At 51.1% G+C, this 21,646-nt stretch carries 21 protein-coding genes; 16 read left to right on the forward strand and 5 right to left on the reverse strand.

Annotation, left to right across the window (positions count from 1 at the left end; all coding sequences use genetic code 11):
- Positions 1-11: 11 nt before the first annotated feature.
- The gene (icmF, locus tag FCL47_RS09030) at positions 12-3,290 is read left to right on the forward strand and encodes a fused isobutyryl-CoA mutase/GTPase IcmF (protein WP_136813174.1); all 3,279 of its coding nucleotides are present in this window, start codon (positions 12-14) and stop codon (positions 3,288-3,290) included.
- Positions 3,291-3,504: 214 nt separating this feature from the next.
- Here icmF and FCL47_RS09035 read toward each other — a convergent pair whose 3' ends face one another.
- The gene (locus tag FCL47_RS09035; protein WP_136813175.1) at positions 3,505-4,167 is read right to left on the reverse strand and encodes a CoA pyrophosphatase; all 663 of its coding nucleotides are present in this window, start codon (positions 4,165-4,167) and stop codon (positions 3,505-3,507) included.
- A gap of 15 nt (positions 4,168-4,182) precedes the next feature.
- The gene (locus tag FCL47_RS09040) at positions 4,183-4,533 is read right to left on the reverse strand and encodes a CGGC domain-containing protein (RefSeq protein ID WP_205747265.1); all 351 of its coding nucleotides are present in this window, start codon (positions 4,531-4,533) and stop codon (positions 4,183-4,185) included.
- A 218-nt stretch (positions 4,534-4,751) separates the two neighbouring features.
- Between FCL47_RS09040 and FCL47_RS09045 the strand changes: the two genes are divergently transcribed.
- Positions 4,752-5,573 carry a crotonase/enoyl-CoA hydratase family protein gene (locus tag FCL47_RS09045; RefSeq protein ID WP_136813176.1) on the forward strand — a complete coding sequence of 274 codons (822 nt, stop codon included), beginning with the start codon at positions 4,752-4,754 and terminating at the stop codon, positions 5,571-5,573.
- Positions 5,574-5,577: 4 nt separating this feature from the next.
- A complete protein-coding gene (locus tag FCL47_RS09050; protein WP_136813177.1) occupies positions 5,578-6,282 on the forward strand; it encodes a transglutaminase family protein in 705 nt (234 codons plus the stop codon).
- 62 nt (positions 6,283-6,344) lie between these two features.
- On the opposite strand, the gene FCL47_RS09055 is transcribed toward FCL47_RS09050, so the two are convergent.
- Positions 6,345-6,992, reverse strand: coding sequence for a class I SAM-dependent methyltransferase (locus FCL47_RS09055; protein ID WP_167496444.1), 648 nt, complete (start codon positions 6,990-6,992; stop codon positions 6,345-6,347).
- Positions 6,993-7,600: 608 nt separating this feature from the next.
- Here FCL47_RS09055 and FCL47_RS09060 point away from each other — a divergent pair.
- From FCL47_RS09060 to FCL47_RS09105, 10 genes are all read left to right on the forward strand, one after another.
- Positions 7,601-9,664: a PAS domain-containing sensor histidine kinase gene (locus FCL47_RS09060; RefSeq protein ID WP_167496432.1), complete on the forward strand. Its 2,064-nt coding sequence runs from the start codon at positions 7,601-7,603 to the stop codon at positions 9,662-9,664.
- Positions 9,654-10,649: a response regulator gene (locus FCL47_RS09065; RefSeq protein ID WP_167496433.1), complete on the forward strand. Its 996-nt coding sequence runs from the start codon at positions 9,654-9,656 to the stop codon at positions 10,647-10,649. Before FCL47_RS09060 ends, FCL47_RS09065 begins: the two co-directional genes overlap by 11 nt.
- 213 nt (positions 10,650-10,862) lie before the next feature.
- Positions 10,863-11,447, forward strand: a complete 585-nt coding sequence (locus FCL47_RS09070; RefSeq protein ID WP_136813181.1) for a PilZ domain-containing protein — start codon at positions 10,863-10,865, stop codon at positions 11,445-11,447.
- Between the two features lie 75 nt (positions 11,448-11,522).
- Positions 11,523-11,978, forward strand: a complete 456-nt coding sequence (locus FCL47_RS09075) for an Hsp20/alpha crystallin family protein (protein ID WP_136813182.1) — start codon at positions 11,523-11,525, stop codon at positions 11,976-11,978.
- Positions 11,979-12,229: 251 nt separating this feature from the next.
- Positions 12,230-13,462: a cyclopropane-fatty-acyl-phospholipid synthase family protein gene (locus FCL47_RS09080; protein ID WP_167496434.1), complete on the forward strand. Its 1,233-nt coding sequence runs from the start codon at positions 12,230-12,232 to the stop codon at positions 13,460-13,462.
- Positions 13,463-13,489: 27 nt separating this feature from the next.
- The gene (locus tag FCL47_RS09085; RefSeq protein WP_136813184.1) at positions 13,490-13,939 is read left to right on the forward strand and encodes a universal stress protein; all 450 of its coding nucleotides are present in this window, start codon (positions 13,490-13,492) and stop codon (positions 13,937-13,939) included.
- Between the two features lie 128 nt (positions 13,940-14,067).
- Positions 14,068-14,271, forward strand: a complete 204-nt coding sequence (locus tag FCL47_RS09090) for a cold-shock protein (protein WP_136813185.1) — start codon at positions 14,068-14,070, stop codon at positions 14,269-14,271.
- 126 nt (positions 14,272-14,397) lie between these two features.
- Complete coding sequence (locus tag FCL47_RS09095) at positions 14,398-14,598, forward strand: hypothetical protein (RefSeq protein ID WP_136813186.1); 201 nt, start codon at positions 14,398-14,400, stop codon at positions 14,596-14,598.
- Between the two features lie 62 nt (positions 14,599-14,660).
- On the forward strand, positions 14,661-14,840 hold the full coding sequence (locus tag FCL47_RS09100) for an SAP domain-containing protein (protein ID WP_136813187.1): 180 nt from the start codon (positions 14,661-14,663) through the stop codon (positions 14,838-14,840).
- A 71-nt stretch (positions 14,841-14,911) separates the two neighbouring features.
- Entirely contained in the window at positions 14,912-15,490 is a 579-nt protein-coding gene (locus FCL47_RS09105; RefSeq protein WP_136813188.1) for a response regulator, read from the forward strand.
- 66 nt (positions 15,491-15,556) lie between these two features.
- Here FCL47_RS09105 and FCL47_RS09110 read toward each other — a convergent pair whose 3' ends face one another.
- Together FCL47_RS09110 and FCL47_RS09115 are read right to left on the reverse strand one after the other, a co-directional pair.
- Entirely contained in the window at positions 15,557-17,158 is a 1,602-nt protein-coding gene (locus FCL47_RS09110) for an acyl--CoA ligase family protein (protein ID WP_136813189.1), read from the reverse strand.
- Positions 17,159-17,286: 128 nt separating this feature from the next.
- On the reverse strand, positions 17,287-18,522 hold the full coding sequence (locus FCL47_RS09115; protein WP_136813190.1) for a hypothetical protein: 1,236 nt from the start codon (positions 18,520-18,522) through the stop codon (positions 17,287-17,289).
- A gap of 422 nt (positions 18,523-18,944) precedes the next feature.
- Between FCL47_RS09115 and FCL47_RS09120 the strand changes: the two genes are divergently transcribed.
- Genes FCL47_RS09120 through FCL47_RS09130 form a run of 3 tightly spaced genes read left to right on the forward strand, consistent with a single transcriptional unit; the run spans position 18,945 to position 21,583 of the window.
- Complete coding sequence (locus tag FCL47_RS09120) at positions 18,945-19,487, forward strand: XRE family transcriptional regulator (protein ID WP_136813191.1); 543 nt, start codon at positions 18,945-18,947, stop codon at positions 19,485-19,487.
- A 42-nt stretch (positions 19,488-19,529) separates the two neighbouring features.
- Positions 19,530-20,966 (forward strand): thiolase domain-containing protein, encoded by a 1,437-nt coding sequence (locus tag FCL47_RS09125; RefSeq protein ID WP_136813192.1) that lies wholly within the window; start codon positions 19,530-19,532, stop codon positions 20,964-20,966.
- Between the two features lie 26 nt (positions 20,967-20,992).
- Positions 20,993-21,583 carry a Zn-ribbon domain-containing OB-fold protein gene (locus FCL47_RS09130; protein WP_136813193.1) on the forward strand — a complete coding sequence of 197 codons (591 nt, stop codon included), beginning with the start codon at positions 20,993-20,995 and terminating at the stop codon, positions 21,581-21,583.
- Positions 21,584-21,646 lie beyond the last annotated feature (63 nt).

A 21,646-nucleotide genomic window follows, 5' to 3' on the forward strand; every position in this document is an offset into this window, starting at 1 on the left:
AAGGAGCAACCATGTACGCGGATGTTGAAATTTACCGACCAAAGAACGTTGTCAGAGTTATCACCGCCACGTCTCTTTTTGACGGTCACGATGCCTCGACAAATATCATGCGGCGAATCCTGCAGGATTCTGGCGTGGAAGTTATCCATCTGGCGCACAACAGATCGGTCCAAGAACTGGTCGACACCGCTATTGAAGAGGACGCCCAGGGCATCGCCATGTCCAGCTATCAGGGCGGACATATGGAAGCCTTCAAGTACATGATCGATCTGCTGAAGGAAAAGGAGTCCTCCCATATCAAGGTGTTCGGCGGCGGCGGCGGCGTCATTGTTGCCGAAGAGATAAAAGAACTTGAGGCCTATGGGGTGGCGAAAATCTACTCCCCGGAAGATGGTGCGTCCATGGGCTTGCAGGGAATGATCAACCATATGATCCAGCTCCTCGATTTTCCGACTCTGCCCTTCCATGAGCTGCGTCCGGAAAAACTGCGCTGTACCAACCCCAAGACTATCGCCGGGTTTATTTCGGCGGTGCAGCAGGCAAAAGCCGGTGGCAATGGCAAGTTGCAGGAATTGACGGCAATGCTTGCGCCTCTGGCCGAAAAAAACAATCCGCCGGTTATCGGCATTACCGGCACCGGCGGTGCGGGCAAATCCTCGCTGACCGATGAAATAATTGTCAGATTTCTCCATGATATCAAAGATATTAAAATCGCTATTATCAGTTGCGATCCATCCAGGCGAAAGACGGGTGGTGCCCTTCTCGGCGACCGGATCCGCATGAACTCAATCAGCAGTTCCGACCGGGTCTACATGCGCAGCCTCGCTACGCAAAATTCGGCGAGCGAAATTTCCGAGGCCCTGCCGGAGGCCATCCAGGTTGTCAAGGCCGCAGGCTTTGACCTGATCATCGCCGAGACCGCGGGTATCGGCCAGGGTGACTCAAAGATCACCGACATCTCCGACATCTCGATCTATGTAATGACCAGCGATTACGGCGCCCCTTCGCAACTGGAAAAGATCGATATGCTCGACTATGCCGACCTTATCGTGGTCAACAAATTCGAGAAAAAAGGCAGCGACGATGCCATCCGCGACATCAGGAAACAGGTGCAGAGAAACCGCAAACAGTGGACGACCGCAGCAGAAGATTTTCCGGTGTTCGGTACCATTGCTTCCAAATTCAACGATGATGGCATTACCGCGCTTTATCATGGCATCATCGAACAGCTCGCGAAAAACACCAGTCTTAATCTACAGCCCGGCCTGCCCAAACCACCACAGAAGACATCCTCCTCAAAATCCATCGTCATACCGTCGGAACGGCTCCGCTACCTCTCTGAAATTTCTGCCACCATTCGCGACTATCATAACAGGTCGATAGTGCAGGCTCAGGCAGTGCGGCAAAACTACCATATCCGGCAGACCATTGAGCTGCTTGGCAAAAAACAGGGAGAGGATATCGATCGCGCCCTGACAATTCTGCAGACTGAGGCCGAATTGGCGGCGAAGGCAGTGGACCGTGAGACTGAAGACAGCCTGACGACCTGGGAAGAAACAAAGAAGGCCTATGGCGGTGACGAGCTGATCTATACCGTTCGCGGCCGGGAAATCCGCGTGCCGCTGTATTCAGAGTCCCTGTCGCACTCGAAAATTCCCAAGATCTCCCTGCCGAAATTTACCGATCCGGCCGATGTTTATATCTGGCTGCGCAAAGAAAACCTGCCCGGCTACTTTCCGTATACCGGCGGCGTCTTTCCCCTGAAACGCACCGGCGAAGACCCCACCCGGATGTTTGCCGGAGAAGGCGGCCCGGCCCAGACCAACAGGCGGTTCAAACTGCTTTCGGCCAACTACGAGGCCAAGCGCTTGTCAACCGCCTTTGACTCGGTCACCCTGTACGGCTGGGATCCGGCCATCCGCCCGGATATCTACGGCAAGATCGGCACCTCCGGAGTCAGCATCTGCACGCTTGATGACGTCAAACTGCTCTACGACGGTTTCGAACTCTGCTCGCCCACCACCTCGGTATCCATGACCATCAACGGGCCGGCACCGATCATACTGGCGATGTTCATGAACACCGCCATCGACCAGCAGGTGGCCAATTTTGTTGCTGAAAAAAGCCGGCAACCCGATAAGGCCGAGTACGAGGCAATCAAAGCCATGGTCCTGTCCAATGTTCGCGGAACCGTCCAGGCGGATATCCTGAAAGAGGACCAGGGCCAGAACACCTGCATTTTCTCCATTGAATTCGCCCTCAAAATGATGGGTGATATCCAGGAGTATTTTATCGCCAAAGACGTCAAGAATTTCTATTCGGTCTCCGTCTCCGGCTACCATATCGCCGAAGCCGGGGCCAACCCGATTACCCAGCTGGCCCTCACCCTGTCCAACGGCTTCACCTATGTGGAATACTATCTGGCCAGAGGTATGGATATCGATCAGATTGCGCCGAACCTGTCGTTTTTCTTCTCCAACGGCATGGATCCCGAGTATACCGTCATTGGCCGTGTGGCCAGACGCATCTGGGCTGTGGCAATGAAAGAGAAATACCGGGCGTCATCTTCTTCCCAGCGGTTAAAATATCATATCCAGACCTCCGGCAGGTCCCTGCATTGCCAGGAAATTCAGTTCAACGATATCCGAACAACCCTGCAGGCGCTCTGTGCCATCTACGATAACTGCAACAGTCTCCACACCAATGCCTATGACGAGGCCATTACCACGCCCAGTTCCGAGTCGGTTCGCCGTGCCCTGGCCATCCAGCTCATCATCAACCGGGAGTGGGGCCTGGCCAAAAACGAGAATCCGAATCAGGGCAGCTTTATTGTCGAGGAACTGACCGACCTGGTCGAAGAAGCGGTTCTTGATCTCTTTGACCGGATCACCGACCGGGGCGGGGTACTCGGCGCCATGGAGACCGGGTTCCAGAGGAGCAAGATCCAGGAAGAATCAATGTACTATGAGCGGCTGAAACATTCCGGCGAGTATCCTATCATCGGGGTCAACACCTTCCGCAACCCGGATCTGGATATCGATGCCCAGGCGGCAACCCTGGAACTGGCGCGGGCCACCGACGAGGAAAAAGACGAACAGATAGCCAGACTGGCCGATTTTCATGCCAGACATAAAGAGGATTGCCCCGCCGCCCTTGATCGTCTGAAAGATGTGGCTCTCAGCGGCGGCAATATCTTTGAGGAACTCCTTGAGACGGTCAAGCACTGCAGCCTGGGGCAGATCACCAATGCCCTCTACGAGGTCGGCGGGCAATACAGAAGAAACATGTAAAAAAAGAAGTTACAGCAATGTGATTACCACTAAACCACTGCTATATAGGGATATAAGGCAACCTTTTCACGGGACGCCATAAACCCATCCCTGGGGGCTTGACCGCAGCCATCCAGGCTGCAGAACACCCGTGCAGAGGTCACCTCATATCCCTCTGGACCTTCTGGGCTGAACTTTAGTGGTAATCAAATGCAGCAATAAGCTGGAAAATGGATTAACTCCAGGCGAACAAGGGTTGCTCGAAATGGGCAACCCTTGTTGCTCTTCCGGCAAGTGCCACCTCGCGAAATTGATACAGCATGGCCGCGGTCGGGGTGGCGATGCAGGTGTGGCCCACCGGCATGAAGAGAACAGGTTGGCCGTTTCCTGCTCCCCCTTGCAGAACAGGCGCATCTGGTCGGAAGAGTTCCTCGCAGGGGATTCTGTGGATTGAAGCCACTTCCTGTTCGTTTTTATAGAGGTGCGGCACTGTGCCGCCCCAGATTATCAGAGGGGTGATGTGAAATCCCGACCTGGTAATGAAATCATCCAGACACCCGAGGAGTCTATTCTCGGGAAGGCGAAGGCCGACCTCCTCTTCAAGTTCGCGAAACGCCGTCTGGTCAGGGCTTTCCCCCGGATCGATTCTGCCACCGGGAAAGGCCCATTGACCAGCATGATTTTTCAATCCTCCGGCCCTCTTGGTAAGGATGATTGCCGCACTGGTGTCCGGGGTATCTCCAAGGCTGAACAGGCCACCCTCCCCACGGTAATCAACGATAGTGAGGGCCACGGCCGCCCGCCTGAGCTCTCCAGGCTCGAGACTGATTTTTGAGAAGCTGGCAAGGTTGGCGGTGATAACATCTCGAAATGCCAGGGTACATAAGAAATTATTCATGATTTCAGCATGATGCTAAATGTATTTTCCGGTGACAGAAACGGTTTTTATTATTTTACCATGTTCGGAACCGTGCGTATAACCGACCACGTCAAAATCTACGCTTATCTTTTTGACCAATTCCTCATACCCGGGGTGTTTGCCCCGCATGCAGGTTGACACATGAATCACCTGCACGCCGGCTTCCTTCATCTTTGCCAATTTATAATCCAGATCCCCGCCACTGTGCAAGAATCCAATCAATTCGATGTCGACACCGCGATAGCGGGAGAAACTCTCGGTTTTGGCAAAAAAGCTCCGCAAACATCCATGGCCGGTGCATCGAGCTGTTGTTTCCTCTCGGACCAGAATGGCAATCTTCAACATACCCTCTCCCATCAAACCGACAAAATAATATTTCCCAGCCGCGAGACAACCGGTTATAGCCGAGAGGTATACTTTAAGAAAGCGGCGGGTTTGTGCAAGCCCATGCCTTCCCTGCTCTCTCCTTTCACAATTATGTGCTGGAACTCTCGAGCCTCCTTGTTACATTGCAAAACTGCACTACTTTTGTCCATACAATCTTCCAATAAAAGGATACACCAATGAGCAAAGAAGTTTTTTACCTGGTAGAAAAAAAGCCGCCTGTGGCCTGGGTATTTTTGAATCGCCCGGAAAAGAAAAACGCCATGGGTCCGGCGGCGTGGACTGAACCCGTCGATATTTTTGCAGCTCTTGACAACGACCCGGCGATCCGGGTGGTAATCCTTGCCGGCAAAGGCTCCTGTTTCTCAGCCGGTATCGATCTCATGGGCATGGTCCCACAATTGACCGAACTTATGGATAAAAACCAGACAGGGGGCACGAAATGGAAGTTGCTGCCGAAAATTAAACACCTCCAGGACGGCATCTCGGCCATTGAAAAATGCCGAAAGCCGGTTATCGCCGCCATCCATGGCCATTGCGTCGGCGCCGGTCTGGATATGGCAACCGCCTGTGACATCCGTATTTGCTCAGAAGATGCGCAGTTCTCCCTCAAAGAGGCGGCTGTTGGCTTTGTCGCTGATGTGGGGGTGCTGCAGAGAATTCCCCTCATCGTCGGCCAGGGGCATGCCCGTGAACTCGCCTATACGGCGAGAACCATTACCGCCAGCCGGGCAAAAGAAATCCACCTGGTCAATGCAGTGTACCCCGACCCCGCAACACTCATGGTCCAGGCACAACAGCTGGCGGACGAAATTGCCGACAATTCGCCCCTGGCTGTCCAGGCATCCAAGGACGTGCTCAATTATGGTGTTGGCAAATCCACCGACGACGGCTTGAAATACGTCGCCTCAGTCAGCGCAAATATTATTCCTTCAAGCGATCTGATGGAGGCAATAAACGCCTTCAGCGAAAAAAGAAAACCTCACTTTACCGGGAACTGACAGTATGTCTGAAGATTTACAAAACTACCTTAAGCCAACCTTTTTCCTCGACTTTGACAATGAAGAACTGGTCCATTTTGCCGCAGCTGTCTGCGCCGGCCGCAACACCCCGGCTGAAAAGGCCATAGCTCTCTACTATGCAGTCCGGGATCAGATCTTATACAACCCATACGACCTGAAATATTCCCGGACGGCCATGAAAGCCAGCTCGATTTTACAGCAAAAAAGCGGCTATTGCGTGTCGAAGGCGCTGCTGCTTGCCGCTCTTGCCCGACAACAGAAAATTCCCAGCCGTCTTGGATTTGCCGATGTCACCAATCATTTATCCACCGCCAGATTACGGGATGCGATGGGCACGGATTTGTTTGTTTACCACGGCTACACCGAGCTGTATCTCCATGACAAATGGGTGAAAGCAACGCCCGCCTTCAACCTGTCACTCTGCACCCGGTTCGATGTACAGCCGCTTGAGTTTGACGGAACAGCGGATTCCATCTTCCACGAATACAATACCCTTGGGCAAAAGCACATGGAATACGTCAGAGATTACGGTCATTTCGCCGACCTGCCATTCGAGGAGATATTTGCCGCCTATCGCAGGGTCTATCCCAAATTCTTTACCCGGGAAGCAACCAACCCAGGTAAACGGAAAAGAGGCCGGGATACCTCCCTTGAGACCGATTTATTTCTTGAAAAGAACACCAAATAAATCGGTAAGGTGCCAGAAAAGCCGATGATTGTGCCGCGAAAGCCCACACGGCACGATGGTGGCTACTCCTGCCTTTTCTGGAACAGTATGACATCATCGGCAGCAAAAGAGAGCTCGGCGTCAAAACATGCAGCCAGATAGGAAAAAGTAGGCTGACTGTAAAAACAGATATGCGTCAGATCACGGATATAGTGCCATGAAGCAAAGGCCTGTTTATCAGTAACCAGCTTGGTCATGATGCCCAGCCATCCGCCTTTCTTGAGCAGGACAAATAATCTTGTCCATTGTCGATACGGATCGCGCAGGTGTTCCACAACCTCGGTGGCGGTGATAAAATCATATCTTCTGGTAAACACTGCCGGGTCATCGGCAAAAAATGGATCGTACAGGTCCATCTGATGCCCATGTTCTTCCATCATTTTTGACAGAGTCGGGCCCGGCCCACACCCGAAATCCAGGCCCCTCTGTCCCGGTTCCGCTTTAAGTTTTGCCAATAATTGCGAGCTTAACCGGCTCAGAAAGTGCCGATACCCCTGGTCGCCAGGATCATTTTCATGCAGGTCGTAAACAGCCTTTTCCTGATCGGCAGGCAGCCAATATCGACTGGGGACAAAAACCAGCCGGCATTGCTGACATTGCCGGTACCTTCGTTTTTTATCCTGAAAAAACAATACCGTTTCGCGGCAATTGCACAAGGGGCACGTGGCTATGTCAGTTTCGGTTTTCATGTCTCTTGGTCAATCTCCACGATAGTAAACAACAGGCTTCCCCGTATGATCTTTGTCTGCTCCGCCAACCCTTGCCTGCAAAGCCCTGGAGGCCGGGACAGCCAGGGCAAAGAGCCGGTTGCCAGCATCATGAGCCATGATAAGGAGTGGTGTAAACGATAATCCCTTCAGATAAGCACAAGATGAAGATCCGGTAAAGAGCATTTATGTTCTGTTCGGCCCTTTCGGCCATCGCATCACAACCCGGTTGCGGAACCAGAAAGAGGCGCAGCCAAGTCCCCAAAGATGGGTGTAGGCGTCCCGGGAAACAAACAGCTCGCACCTGGTGCAGTAGCTGAACACTAGGGGAAAGCAGAAAAAGCATTGTGCAAGCGTTAAGTTCTCGGTAATACTATATCATCAGACAAATCCCCCCCGGTAAACGTGGAGAGGGCCAGATACATCCTTTGCGACGACTCGCTTTTCCCATGCGGTTGCCGCACACAATTTTTATGCAGGCAGGAAACAAAAGGAGCCGCGGTTAAACGACACCCTGCTGTCCGTTCAACAAAGTTGTGAGACCTGGGCTTGAGATGGACAAGGAGATTTGCTTGGATAAAGAGACCATCGATAAAAATTTACGCGAACTGCGTGAACGGGCGACAAAGTTTCTTACTGTTGCGCCGGAACAGGCTGAGATAACGGTGGAAGAGGCCAAGAAACTGATCCATGAACTGCACACCTATCAGATCGAACTGGAGCTGCAAAACGAGGATCTGCGCAATACCCAGGAAGAGCTGGAGCAATCCCGTCGTCGCTATGCCGACCTCTATGACTTTGCCCCGGTGGCCTATTTCACCATCAGCGATAAAGGACTGATCGTCGAAGCCAACCTGACTGCCGGCACCATGCTGGGGGTGGCCCGGGGACATCTGCTCAGCCAGCGCTTTTCCAACATTATCGTCAGCGAAGATCAGGACGTATTCTACCTGCACCGAAAGAAGCTGCTGGAGACCGGACAGGAGCAGTCTTTTGAACTGCGCCTGCAGAAAAGAGAGGGATCTCTTTTTTATGCCCAGCTGGAAATGATCCTGTACTCGGATGGCAGCGACCCTCCCGGGCAGCTGCGCATGTCTGTATACAATGTCACCATCCGCAAGGAAGCCGAACTGGCTGCCCTCCTCCAGATGAAAAACAGATACCGGGCGATAGTCATGGATCAGACGGAGCTGATCTGCCGCTTCGACCCCGAAGGACGGATGACCTTTGTCAACGATGCCTACTGTCGATATTTCGGGGTTGACTTCAAGGACATACTCGGCACCAACTATCTGCCGAATATCCATGCAGACGACCTGCCACTGGTACGGAATCATTTTACGACGCTTACCCCTGACCAACCGGAGAGGATTATCGAACATCGCGTCTATCTGCCGGATGGAAAGCTCCGCTGGCAGCAGTGGAGCGGCAGGGGCTTATTCGATCAACAGGGCAGGCTGATTGAATATCAGGCGGTTGGCCGGGATATCACCCAACTGAAAGTTGCCGAAGAAAGATTGCAGAAAGAGAGTCGACTCCGCCAGCTCTTTCTCGACGCGCTTCCCTGCATCGCCATGCTGCTGACATACAACACCCGGCTGATTGTCGCCTCGAACAAGGCCGCTGCTGCCGTAGGCGCTATCCCCGGCCATCGCTGTTATACAGGCTGGATGCAGAGAGAATCCCCCTGCCCCTGGTGCCTCGCGCCAAAGAGCGGCGCAGAGAGCCAGGCACAGAATGGACAGTTCTGGGCCCACGGCAGATATTGGGACGCTTTCTGGATTCCCGTTGATGAGGAGTTCTATCTGCACTACCTCTTCGATATTACCGAGAAACAAAAAGATAAAGAAGCCCTGAGAAAAGCCTATGACGAGTTAGAACAAAGGGTTATGGAACGAACACTTGAGCTGCAGCAGTCGCACGCCCAGTTGCTCCATTCTGAAAAACTGAGTGCCGTGGGCAATCTTTCCGCGTCTATCGCCCATGAATTCAACAATCCCCTGCAGAGTGTCATGACCATTATCAAGGGGATAAGCCAATATGCAACCCTTGACAAAAATGAACAGGAGCTTGTCGCTCTTGCTCTGCAGGAATGCAACAGAATGAAGAACCTGATCGCCGACCTGCAGGATTTTTTCCGGCCCACCTCGGGCAAACCCGGTCCGGTTGATCTGCACTCTGCAATTGATGCGTTACTGCTGCTCTGCAAGAAAGATTTTCATAACCGGAAAATCACCATTGTCAGAAAATATGGCGCCAACCTTCCCCACATTACCGCGGTGGCCGATCAACTGAAACAGGTCTTTCTCAACCTCCTCAACAACGCCGCCGATGCATGTGCCGGGCGCGGCATAATAACGCTCAGCACTGAAACAGCCGGCGAAAAGTATATTGTCGTCCGGGTTCAGGATAATGGTGAGGGCATAAGTTCTGCCAATATGAAACGTCTCTTTGAACCATTTTTCACCACCAAGCCGGAGATGAAAGGTACCGGTCTTGGTCTCCCGGTGAGTTACGGCATTGTCAAAAAGCATGGCGGCAGAATTGAGGTGCGCAGCGAACCCGGCAAGGGTTCCATCTTTTCAGTGTTCCTGCCCATTGAAAGTGCAATTGAGAGTGAGATTGATGAGCAATAAATCGATACTGCTGATCGATGACGAAGAGAGCATTCTCACCTCAATCAGTTGGGTTCTGCAAAAAAATAACTTCAGCGTAACGACCGCATCAGATGGCCAGAGGGCCATAGAGCTTCTTCGGGCAAACCGCTATGACCTGGTGATAACCGATCTGATTATGCCCAGGGTGGACGGCATCGCGGTTTTGAAACATGCCAAAACGCTTCATCCCGACATCGGCGTTATCGTTCTGACCGGCTATGGCGATGTCCGTTCGGCCGTGGAAACATTAAAGCTGGGGGCTGACGATTACCTGCAGAAACCCTGCGATTTTGAAGACCTCTTAAGTAAAGCCAACCGGAGCTTTGAAAAACAGGACCTGGTTGCCAGACTGCGCAGCCAGAATGAACAACTGAAAAATGAAATAACCGCTCGGAAAAAAATAGAACTGCAGCTGCAGCAGACCCAGGCCAGCCTGGAGCAGCAGGTAAAAGCAAGAACGGCAGAATTGACCCATACCGTCGATGAACTGCAGACCGTCTTGACTACCTTATTAATAAGGGAGAAAGAGCTCCAGGATAAAAATCAGGAACTCCAGGATACCAACACCACACTCAGTGTGGTCATGAAAAGAAGAGAAAGGGAGCTCCGTGATATCAGGCAGGAATTTGCCGCAAAAACGCTAGAGACGGTCCTGCCGCTGTTAAAAAAGGCGCAGAGCAGAGCGAGTGGTCCGGCCAGGGATTATATGGCCACCGCCCAGGCCAATCTGCTTGATGTCTTCACCGATCAACCGCATGACAATCTCCTTATCCAGGCCAAACTGGCCCCGCGGGAACTGCAGATAATCAACTATATCAGACAGAACAAAACTACCAAGGAGATAGCCGATCTACTCGGCCTTACCATCAGTACGGTAGAATCTTATCGAGAAAATATCCGGGAAAAACTGCGGTTGAAAAACAAGAAAATAAACCTCAAGAAATTCCTTACTTCCAGGCTTTAGTACGGTATTTTAATACCGTACTTTTTCGCTCATCTGCGGTATTGTCCCCATCCTTCTCCTGCTGCATACTTTCTGCCAGGACACAGTGGTTTTCCTCTGGCGGGAAATGAGAGCCGTACAGCGCAGGCTCTGCCCGCCTGCATCAATCCGCTCAGTCCAATCGCGACACAGGTCGCAGCAATAAGATCTCCTCTTCCTGGCGAGGATCACATTTTGACGAAAAAGAAAAGTCGGAGAGATGCGGTGCAACTCCTGTCAACACCCCCCATAAAGACCCAAAAAACCGGCGAAACTTTACCTGTTGCTGACAACCGGCCACGCATGGCCGCCTCCGGTCAAAATAAAATTGACAGGGAATATACCTATATGCCCGGCACGCTGCTGGCGACTCATCACGCCAAACGTTCATCAAACCGAACCAGGGCCAACGGTATCGTTGCACTGACGAATTTTGCCAAGCCCGTCGTAGGCAGAATTTATGATATAGCTCCAGGAGGACTCTCGTTTCTGCACGCCAGCGAAACCGATATCCCGGCGAGTGCACTGGAAATGGAGATCCTCATCTTTGACAACCTGACGAAATTTGAATTTCTGGTCAATGAAATCAAGGGAAGCATTAAAGCGAAAATTTCAATCGCAGATCCCATCAGTAAGACACCAACCTGGCGATACAGCGTTGAGTTTCTCGATCTTGACCTGGTACAGCAAAAGAGGTTGAAAATTCTTTTTGACCAGGTGCCACCGTTCAATGATCAGAACTCATATGAACGTTACCAGAAAACGTTATACGATTCTTGAAGAATAGATGCTCGAGCTCTATTTGCGGGATGTTTTTCAGACACACTGAATAATTTTTCGAGAGGAGGACATAACATGTTTGATTTATTGCCGTTTAAAAAGCGCAGTTCGTCCCCGAGTGTTTTTTCGGATATGGATGACATGGTCAAAAAGATGTGGTTCGGTTTTCCCTTTCATAACCTGGACGAGGATATGGATATTGGCTGGAGCCCGCGTCTTGATGTGAGCGAAACGGAAAATGGCATGGAGGTAGTAGCCGATCTGCCGGGCATGGAAAAAAAGGATATTCATGTCTCCCTTGACGGTGACCTTCTGACCATTAAAGGTGAAAAAAAAGAGGAAAAAGAGACGAAAGGCAAGCAGTATCATACCATCGAACGGCGCAGCGGTTCATTTTACCGCGCGGTACGGTTACCCGTCGAAGTTGAGAAAGATGGAATTGAGGCGGGTTTCAAGGATGGAGTCTTGACTCTTAAACTGCCCAAGTCCAAGGCCGCCAAGGAAAAAGTTGCCCAGATTGAAATAAAATAGAAGCGGCGAGAGGGGGAAATAAGGACAGGGAGTATCCGGCAGGACGTGGTCGGCTTTCCCTGTCCAACCTTTCGTGCAATTCTGGGCAACTGGATACCCCGCGACGCTGCTGACAAGTATGAAGGAAGAACTGGATCCGATCGACTTGAACCAGACAGATGTGTACCTAGCACACACGTTCCCATTTACCGGAGTTCCAACTGCTGAACCCGACCATTTTAAAAAAATGACGAGGAATGACGATGTCTTCCATGGGAAAAACAACTTTACAATCTCTTTTTTACGACGCTCTTGCCCAGCTCGATGACGCAAATTTCACTGTCAGATTCTGGGATGGCAGTGTACGGCAGTTCGGAACCGGCAATGATTTCAAGCTGCATTTTAAGAGCAGAGAGGCCCTAAAAAGAATGCTCGTTGATATGCCGCTTGGCTTTGGTGAAGGCTATATGAACGGCGATATCGAGGTCGAGGGCGATCTCAAGGAGGTCGTCAGGGTTGGCTTATCGTCCGAGAAACTGCAGGCGACAACCAGTCAGGCCCTGTTCAATATCTTCAAGCTGAATATCCTGCAGAGAAACAGCAGAAAAGCCGACAGACAAAACATCTCCTTCCATTATGATCTTGGCAACGATTTTTACCGGCTGTGGCTCGATCAAAACCTGATCTATTCCTGTGCATATTTTCAAGACGATCAGGATTCCCTGGAACAGGCCCAGACGCAAAAAATAGACCTGTGCTGTCGCAAACTCCAGCTGCACCCCAATGAACGTCTCCTTGACATCGGCTGCGGCTGGGGAAGTCTGCTCATCAATGCAGCGAAAAATTACGGTGTGCAGGGATTCGGCATAACTCTCTCAAAAGAACAGTTAGAATACGGCCGGCAGCAGATCAGACAGGAGGGGCTCCAGGATTGTATCCGCCTGGAATATCTGGACTATCGGGAACTTGCCCAAAGCAAGGAAAGCTTTGACAAAGTTGTCTCGGTCGGCATGTTCGAACATGTGGGGAAGGCCAACATGAAACAGTTTCTGGCCAATGCCCAAAACGTACTGCGACCAGGCGGACTCCTTCTCTTGCACACCATCGGTAAAACCGTAGAAGAGCCAACGAACAGTTGGATTAAAAAATATATTTTCCCGGGATGCCACATCCCAGATCTTGGTTCGATCCTGAAAAATGCCACCGGGATGGGGTTGGACTTTATAGACTGTGAGAACATGCGGATACATTATAGCAAGACGCTTGACAAGTGGCGGGAGCGTTTTGATCGAAATGAAAAACGTGTCCGTTCCATGTTTGATGACCGCTTTATTCGCATGTGGCGATTTTACCTCACCGGCTGCTCCGCTTCGTTTCTGCATGGCAGCATGCACGTGTTTCAGCTGTTATTTTCCGCCGGCGTCAGAAATGATCTGCCGCTGACCAGGGAATGGATGCTGCCCGATATCCCCAACGGTACCGACACGTTCGATTACCGCAATTGACAGCCAAATAGGCGAGAGAGGTGCACAATGAAAGAAATCCATAAAATTATCGTACCCATCGATTTTCTTGAGCATACCGACCAGTTAGTGGAATATGCGGGGTACATTGCCAAGAAATTCGACGCGAAACTGTACTTAATCCATGCAGTGGAACCAGTGCAGACATATGCCGGCTATGAATATCCCTCTCTTGGGTCGTTGGGTGAGGAGATGACCGAACTTGCCGAAAAAATGATGCAGGAGCTTATTGACAAGAATCGAGGCACGCTTCCCGGGGTTCGGGGAAAGGTTATCCGGGGGGATATAGTCGACTCTATTATCGATTTTACAGAAGAGCAGAAGGCGGACCTGATCGTAATTGGTACCCATGGTCGCAAAGGATTGAGCAAAATGTGGCTTGGCAGTGTTGCCGAGCAGGTCATCAAGAAGGCTCCCTGCCCGGCCCTTACCTGCAACCCTTACAAATCTGCGTCGTAAAAAATTCAGCGTGTCACACGAGAAGTCAGCCAGGATAATATGTCCGGGGCAAAAGAAGTTGAGCGGAAAATACTGCTCGAAGGCGGCAGCAAGAAGTAATTTTTATTCATTTAACAGGAGTATGAAACATGCCAGAGGGAAAAGTAAAGTGGTTTAACGATGCAAAAGGTTATGGTTTTATCGAACAGGATGGCGGCAACGATGTTTTTGTACACCATTCGGCAATTCAGGCCGTTGGCTTCAAGTCTCTCACCGAGGGAGAGCGGGTGAGTTTCGATATTGTCCAGGGCCAGAAAGGCCCTGCTGCAGATAAGGTTATAAAAATTAAGTGACGGGAAAACAGACGCTGAAGCGTTTGACGGGCATACGGCAAAAGGCATCAGCGTCTGTTCTGCGTGGTCAAGAGAACACCTAAGGCAAATCCGGTAGATCGAAAAAAAACGACCAGGGAGGTTTCAATGCAGAATTTCGCGGAAAAAACCACGAAGGCCGGCGCAAATGACAAGGACCTGAGATGTGAAAACGGGCTACATAACTTAGTGGCATATTACCAGAAATTATTCGACATAAAAGAAAACATCGACCATTACAGCCCGAGCGATTACCAGAATGCCAAACGAATTTTTGTGAAGTACCTGCTGGAAAAGAGAGCCATGTAAGGGTGCTGCGCTGTCTGGCAATAAGCGATCAGACCCTGGAAAAACAGATAAAGGAACACACCATGAAATTAATCGAAGTACAGGAAAAAGCCAGGCAGATGGGCATAAAACCAAGAAAAATCAAAAAAGCGGACCTGATCAGAATAATCCAAACCGGAGAAGGCAATCAGCCATGTTTCCGGATGGGCGACAAATTCTGTGACCAAATGGACTGCTGCTGGCGGGACGACTGTCTGACCTGAACAGCTGCGTGCAACCCCGGCTCCTCACTGGTAGGATACTGCAACATTTTTTGTCTTGAAGGAATCAAGAAATGTCCGATAAATCAATACTCCTGGTGGATGACGAACAACCTATTTTAAAATCGCTGGGGAGCTATCTGGAAAAGAATTCTTTTCATGTGCAGCCGGCATCAAGCGGGGAAGCGGCATTAGCAGAACTCCACTCCACCACCCTCTTCGATCTCGTTATAACCGATCTGGTAATGCCTGGAATGAGCGGGCTGGAACTTTTGCAAAAGATCAGGAAGTCGCACTATGAAACAGGCGTCTTCATCCTCACCGGCCACGGCAATATGGATCTTGTGATCGATGCACTGCATGCAGGGGTCGATGATTTTATCCTTAAACCGTGCGACGTCGAACAACTTATCAGCAAGATGGTACTTTTTTTCAACAGGCAGGACGCGCTGCGAAAGATAAAGATCTACGAAAAAGTTTTACCAATTTGCATGTATTGCAAAAGAATCCGGGACGACAGCGGCAAAGAACCAGGGACTGGGCAATGGGTCCAGATAGAAGAATATCTCCGCACCAAAAGTGGTACCGAGCTATCGCATGGCTGCTGCCCCGAATGTTTCGATTATCAGCTGATCAACTGGAAATTAAAATGACTGTGAAAAACCCGGGCACTGCTACGAATATCGTGCCCGGGTGTTCTTTGCAGAGGTCAAATCAGCTTAGCCGATCCGCTTCTTCCCTTCCCATTCCTTGGCTCTCAATTTGAATTTTTGTATTTTACCGGTAGCCGTTTTAGGCAGCTCACTGAATTCGACGTATTTAGGGGCCTTGAAACGGGCCAGATGCTCTTTGGTAAAGTTGATGATATCCTCCGCTGACGCAGTTCTGCCTGCCTTGAGCACGACAAAAGCCTTGGGCACCTCTCCCCACTTCTCATCCGGCACTGGAACCACCGCCACTTCCTGCACATCAGGATGGCTGTAGATCACGCTTTCCACTTCAACTGTAGAGATGTTTTCGCCACCGCTGATGATGATGTCTTTTTTCCGGTCCATGATCTGGACATAGCCGTCCGGATGCGTGACGCCAAGATCGCCGCTGTGGAACCAGCCTCCGGCGAAGGCCTCTTCGGTCCCTTCTGGATCCTTATAGTACCCGGCCATGACATTGTTGCCGCGCATGACAATTTCTCCTATGGTCTTGCCGTCTCTTGGCACCGGGACCATGGTAACGGGATCGACCACATCCATAAAATGGGTCAGAACGTAGGGGACGCCCTGCCGGGATTTGACAACTGCCATCTGGTCGGCAGATAGATTTTCCCAGGATGGTTGCCAGGCACAGACACTGTGGGGACCGTACACCTCGGTCAGGCCGTAGGTATGGGTAATATGCGCACCGATCGCTTCCATATTCCGGATCACAGCCGGTGGCGGCGGGGCCCCGGCAGTCATGATCTGCAGTTTACGCTTCATTTTCACATCGGCTGCCCCCGGCCAGGTGGACATGGTAATAAGTATCGTCGGCGCTGCACAGAGGTGGGTAACATTTTCTTTTTCGATCAAACGGTAAATATCAGCTGCAACCACCGCCCGGAGGCAGACATGGGTCGCACCGACGGCGGTAACGCCCCAGGTGAAACACCAGCCGTTGCAATGGAACATGGGCAGGGTCCAGAGATACGCCGACGACGCAGTCAGGCCGGACTCAACCACCTCGCCAATGGCATTCAGGTATGCCCCCCGATGCGTGTACATGACCCCTTTGGGACGGCCAGTCGTACCGCTGGTATAATTGAGGGCCAGCAGCTGATCTTCAGAATCGATATTGGCCGGCACCGGCTCGGGGGAACCGGTCGCCAGAAAGGCCTCATACTCAAGACCATCAAGGGTGATGGTGTCATTTGCATCGCAGACGGTAACATAGGTTTTTACTTTTGGTAAATCCCCAGGCTGGACCAGGTGGGCAAATTCGCTGTCAGCAACAACCACTTTGGCATCCGAGTGATCAATGATGTAGGAGACCTCGCCGGGGGAAAGACGAATATTGACACTGACGAGGACGGCCCCGAGCAGAGGCACCGCATAATGTGCTTCGAGCATTGCCGGGATATTCGGACAAATAAAAGCGACCTTGTCATCTTTGCCGATACCCTTTTGCTGCAAGGCACTGGCCAGACGATAAATTCTGTCGGAAAACTGCTGGTATGTATAACGTTTTTCACCATGGATAACGGCGACCTTATCCGGGTAGACAAGGACACTTCTTGTCAGGAATTCAATGGGTGTCAGGATGCTTTTATTTACACTTGGTGGATACATGCAATCACTCCTTTCAGGCAAGTTGGCAAAAACGTCCGTGCGTACGGAGGCTGTCTTAAAAGGTAACGGTGGTTGCTGCTTGAAAAAGCAGCAACCACCGTTACTTACACAATCAACTTAAGGTCAAATCAGTCTTCATGGACGTAGAACGGCCATTTATGGAAGAACCACTCATTCCACAACAGAGGTATTATCCACCAGAAATTCCAGACAAGCGATTCTCCGTGCGGGAACCGGTGTGCCAGTTCATCCATATGATGATTCCCCAGTGCCCAGTGGCCAAAATTGGCATAATAAAACACCCAGTAGCTGCAGGCAGCAAACACGCACACCCCAATGGTCCTGAGCAGGAACGCCGACCAGCCATCCTTGTCCAAACCAAAGGCGATATCGTCAAAGTAATGATGCCAGATCAAAAACGGGATCAAGGTGAAACCGGCAATTTCTGCTGAATGCAGCCAGAGAAAACGTTGCACTTCAGCAAGACCCTTTTCTTCTTCAAGGAGATGAAATGTTTCCACCGGCACCCACATAGGGATAATTTTCCTGCAGAGGATGGCCAAACCATAGGCTATAACAAACGAGAGAATAACGGAAATAAGACCTTTCCAGGGCTGCGGAAGGGTAATGACAGACCAGGGCTTCATCCGCCAGACATTAACCGTCATAAACAGAACAATAATTGCCCATTCCCACCAACCAAAAACCCAGTGTACATGGCCAGTTCCGCCAATACCTGCCCACCAGGACGAGTTAAGCGCGGCGACCACGGGCGGGTCGACGACAGGGACTTTGAACAGTATTCCAAAAAATGGAACTATCAGAATGACATAGGCAAATAATGTTATGAGAGATCCCCAACCAAATTCGGCAAACCCGGCGGCAGGCTGCTGAATGTTACTTGGCTGCACAGGCCACTTACCAAAGAAAATTGTCGCAACCGGATAGGTATAAAAACCAATCAAGACAAAACAGACTACGGCGACCTGCGCGTATATCGGTTTTCCGCCTGCGGCCTCAAGACCATAGTAGCTTAAGAAATTGAAGCCTAACCCCAGGATTCGATAAAAGACGACATCTATCACAAACCAGACCAACAGGAGGTTGGCGATAGTCATAATGATTCCCCGCAACGGCTGTCCGATTTTCTGAAACGGCCAGTCTGCAAGGAACATATGTTGCCAGATTCCCACCAGAATCATCATTGCCAGATACATGACGAAGGGATAAGGAAACCACTTTATCGGCCCTCTCGGATCACTGAAAATGAACCAGGTCACCAAAGCAATAGCCAAAAACACGAAGAACGAGATAATTCCCGTGAGAGGCTGTCCCCATCGCGGTTTTAATGCTCCTGCTGACATACGATCCTCCTTAAAAAATAATTGGTAAGTACCACTTATATAGACCGGAGGAATAATCGAGGGATCATCTTCCCGATCAATCTTCCAGACTGCCAACTTTAGGAATCTTTTAATAGGCCAACACCAGCTTGATGGAGCGACCGCTCGCCGAACTGACCAAGCGCTCAATCGCAATGACGATCATTATGCAGTACAGGATTTTTGTCAATATTTTTCGTGCTCCTATTCATTATATTTGAACTATTTGCCTCGTTTCCTCCTCTCAACCACGGATTTTTCGCTGACAATAAAAAAACTTTCCGGCATTTTCTCTCTTGACAAACACCCACGTATCAATATAGCTTAACATTAACTAAAGCAAAATATTAATATGCAGCCTGTTCAATGATGCCTCTTCCCCTTCAACCCTGAGTGGAGGCTGTATGAATATTGGTACCTTGATCAGAAGGGCTCGAAAAGAACAGAGATTGACCCTGAAAGTCGTCGCCGAAAAAGCTTCCATCTCCGAAGGCTTTCTCAGTCAGGTTGAAAATGATGTCAACTCTCCTTCGGTGGATACCCTTATCCGCATCTGCAACGCTCTGGCCATCGATGCCGGTGATCTTCTTACCCAGGCCGGCAACCGGGACAAAATAATCATCATCCGCAAATCGGAATGGAATGACATCGATCTCTCCCATACCGGTTTCGTCACCCGCCGTTTTTTCGCTCCGGAAGACCGGATTGTCATTGACTCGTCTATCCTGGCCATCGAACCCGGGAAATCTATTCCGGTACGAAAAAACATCAAAAACGGCCAGGAAGTGCTCTGCGTTCTGAAAGGGGCGGTCCAGCTGATGCTCAGTGACGAGATACATGCTCTTGTTCAAGGGGATTCCGTCCATTTCTGGTCGAATCCCGTCAGTCAGAAGATCAGCAATACCAGCGACAACATCAGTTTTGTTTTATGGGTGGGAACACTTTAAACGCTCATGGCACGAAACCATAACCGACAAGGAGACTGAGGTATGATCACTTTCAGCAGACAACAGTTGAAAATTCCCAGATTGCAGCGACCGGTGTACCTGGTGACGGCAGGCCAGTCCAAGTTTGATCGTGCCTTTCCGGACAAACGGACGGAAGAACTGTGCATTGACGCCTTCACCATGGCCGCGGGGCTCCTCGACATCTCCCCGGCAGAGCTGAAGCAATATATCCACAGCTGTTACTACGGGCATTTTGCCGATCATTTCGGCGACCAGCTTTTAGGCGAGTCGGTTATCCATGATCGGCTGGGCCTGGATCCGCTCGGCAACGTCGGTGTGAAAACAGGCGGTGCCACGGGAGGGTCAACTCTGTGGGAAGGTATGAAGGCCGTAGCCTCAGGCTACTCCGATTGCGTGCTGGTCATGGGCTGGGAACGGATGGACGAAGTCCCCACCGATGAAGGCAACTTCCTTATCTCATGCGCCGCCGACAAAGACTGGGAATCGCCTCTCGGTCATATCTATACCGGCTATTATGCGGTTATGGCCCAGCGCTACTGGCAGATCTTCGGCAAATCGGAGGAGTCCTTCCGAAGGACTCTGGCGGAAATATCGGTAAAACATCATGGCTACGCCCGGTTCAACCCGTTTGCCCAGTCGCCGATGAAGATCACCGTCGACGATGTCTTGAATTCACCGGTGGTCGCCTATCCACTGCGGGCCCTCGACTGCTGTCTGATGAGTGTGGGCGCCGCCTGCGCTATTCTCTGCGATGAAGATACCGCCACGCAACTGACCAAAAACTCAAAAAACAAACCCTTGCGCATCTATGTTGCCGCCGGGTCTCATACCCTTCGCCCGGCCGACCGGCTGGATATGGCGATTCCGCTTTTGCCGAACGAGACCGCCGACCAGTATAAAGACCTGGGCGAGCGTTTTCCCGGGGGTGACAGATATCCCGGATTCACCGGTTTTCTCGCCGCGAGGATAGCCGCCTACTACGGATACGGCATGGCCGGGATCACCGATCCGACCACGGATCTCGATCTGGTCGAACTCCATGACGCCTTCACCATCAGCGATGTCCAGACCTATGAGGACATCGGCATACGCCCCTATGGGTACGGCCGCGACTATGTGGAATCAGGCGACTGCTATCACACCAATCCCCATACCGGACAACCCGGCAAACTCCCCTCCAATCTGTCCGGCGGCCTCATCGGCTGCATGCATTCGGTGGGTGCGACCGGCATCATGCAGACTTTTGAAGTGGCGACACATATCTGGCACAGATGGGAAGAACTGCACGGCGATGCACAACTCTGGCAGAAATTTAACCGGGTAAAGCCCGACGACTGGACCAGCCTGCAGGTAGAGGGCGCGAAAAGAGGCATGGCCATCAGCCATGCCGGAGTCGGCTCGCATGTCACGTCCACCATCCTGATGGATCCCGATCATTTACTGGCCAAAGATGCCTAACTACATAGCTTTTAAGGAGAAACACTATGAGCATGTTCGGACAGGTCTTTGTCAAAGACAATAAATATAAAATAAAAGGCGACTTTCACCATCTGACCCCCAACACCCCGATACGCGATGCCGATGATGGCTGGAAGCTGCTCGGGGTAACCAACCCCAGGGACATGACCTATATGCATTCCTATGGCGGCGAAGCGATATTTTTCGAATCGCTCAGCCAGGGGAAACTGCTGGCGACCCGCTGCGACAACAGTGGCTGCGGCACCAGAGGCACGACCTACATCCCTTTCAGGATTCATTGCCCGGATTGTCTCGGTAAAAACAGTATCATCGACCTGACGGCTGTCGCCCGGAAGAGTGCCCGTATTCATACCTTCATGGTCTGTGAACGATCGGGTGCTTTCAACCTGCTGGATAAACCGATTAAGTTCATCAATATTGAATTCGATGGCGTCGCCACCATTTTAATGAGTTACCTCAGCCTTGGTGAGCCGAAGTTCGGCATGAGGGTGCTGCCGATCTTTAAAACAAGCGGACCGACCTTTACTATTCTCGATCTGTCGTGGGTTCCGGAAGGAACGCCCCAAGAACAACTGCCCGAGGGGTTTACTTTTTGAGCTGGTCACAGCTCGTGAAGAAAAATAGCGCAGCGAATGACTATCACATCATGGCAAAGGAGA

The sequence above is a fragment of the Desulfopila sp. IMCC35006 genome, assembly GCF_005116645.1.
Classification (GTDB): domain Bacteria; phylum Desulfobacterota; class Desulfobulbia; order Desulfobulbales; family Desulfocapsaceae; genus Desulforhopalus_A.

Bases quoted from the DNA above. Each gene is read 5' to 3' on its own strand.
- icmF (WP_136813174.1), top strand. From the start codon at position 12: ATGTACGCGGATGTTGAAATTTACCGACCAAAGAACGTTGTCAGAGTT.
- FCL47_RS09035 (WP_136813175.1), bottom strand. From the start codon at position 4,167: ATGAATAATTTCTTATGTACCCTGGCATTTCGAGATGTTATCACCGCC.
- FCL47_RS09040 (WP_205747265.1), bottom strand. From the start codon at position 4,533: ATGTTGAAGATTGCCATTCTGGTCCGAGAGGAAACAACAGCTCGATGC.
- FCL47_RS09045 (WP_136813176.1), top strand. From the start codon at position 4,752: ATGAGCAAAGAAGTTTTTTACCTGGTAGAAAAAAAGCCGCCTGTGGCC.
- FCL47_RS09050 (WP_136813177.1), top strand. From the start codon at position 5,578: ATGTCTGAAGATTTACAAAACTACCTTAAGCCAACCTTTTTCCTCGAC.
- FCL47_RS09065 (WP_167496433.1), top strand. From the start codon at position 9,654: ATGAGCAATAAATCGATACTGCTGATCGATGACGAAGAGAGCATTCTC.
- FCL47_RS09075 (WP_136813182.1), top strand. From the start codon at position 11,523: ATGTTTGATTTATTGCCGTTTAAAAAGCGCAGTTCGTCCCCGAGTGTT.
- FCL47_RS09080 (WP_167496434.1), top strand. From the start codon at position 12,230: ATGGGAAAAACAACTTTACAATCTCTTTTTTACGACGCTCTTGCCCAG.
- FCL47_RS09085 (WP_136813184.1), top strand. From the start codon at position 13,490: ATGAAAGAAATCCATAAAATTATCGTACCCATCGATTTTCTTGAGCAT.
- FCL47_RS09090 (WP_136813185.1), top strand. From the start codon at position 14,068: ATGCCAGAGGGAAAAGTAAAGTGGTTTAACGATGCAAAAGGTTATGGT.
- FCL47_RS09095 (WP_136813186.1), top strand. From the start codon at position 14,398: ATGCAGAATTTCGCGGAAAAAACCACGAAGGCCGGCGCAAATGACAAG.
- FCL47_RS09100 (WP_136813187.1), top strand. From the start codon at position 14,661: ATGAAATTAATCGAAGTACAGGAAAAAGCCAGGCAGATGGGCATAAAA.
- FCL47_RS09105 (WP_136813188.1), top strand. From the start codon at position 14,912: ATGTCCGATAAATCAATACTCCTGGTGGATGACGAACAACCTATTTTA.
- FCL47_RS09110 (WP_136813189.1), bottom strand. From the start codon at position 17,158: ATGTATCCACCAAGTGTAAATAAAAGCATCCTGACACCCATTGAATTC.
- FCL47_RS09115 (WP_136813190.1), bottom strand. From the start codon at position 18,522: ATGTCAGCAGGAGCATTAAAACCGCGATGGGGACAGCCTCTCACGGGA.
- FCL47_RS09120 (WP_136813191.1), top strand. From the start codon at position 18,945: ATGAATATTGGTACCTTGATCAGAAGGGCTCGAAAAGAACAGAGATTG.
- FCL47_RS09125 (WP_136813192.1), top strand. From the start codon at position 19,530: ATGATCACTTTCAGCAGACAACAGTTGAAAATTCCCAGATTGCAGCGA.
- FCL47_RS09130 (WP_136813193.1), top strand. From the start codon at position 20,993: ATGAGCATGTTCGGACAGGTCTTTGTCAAAGACAATAAATATAAAATA.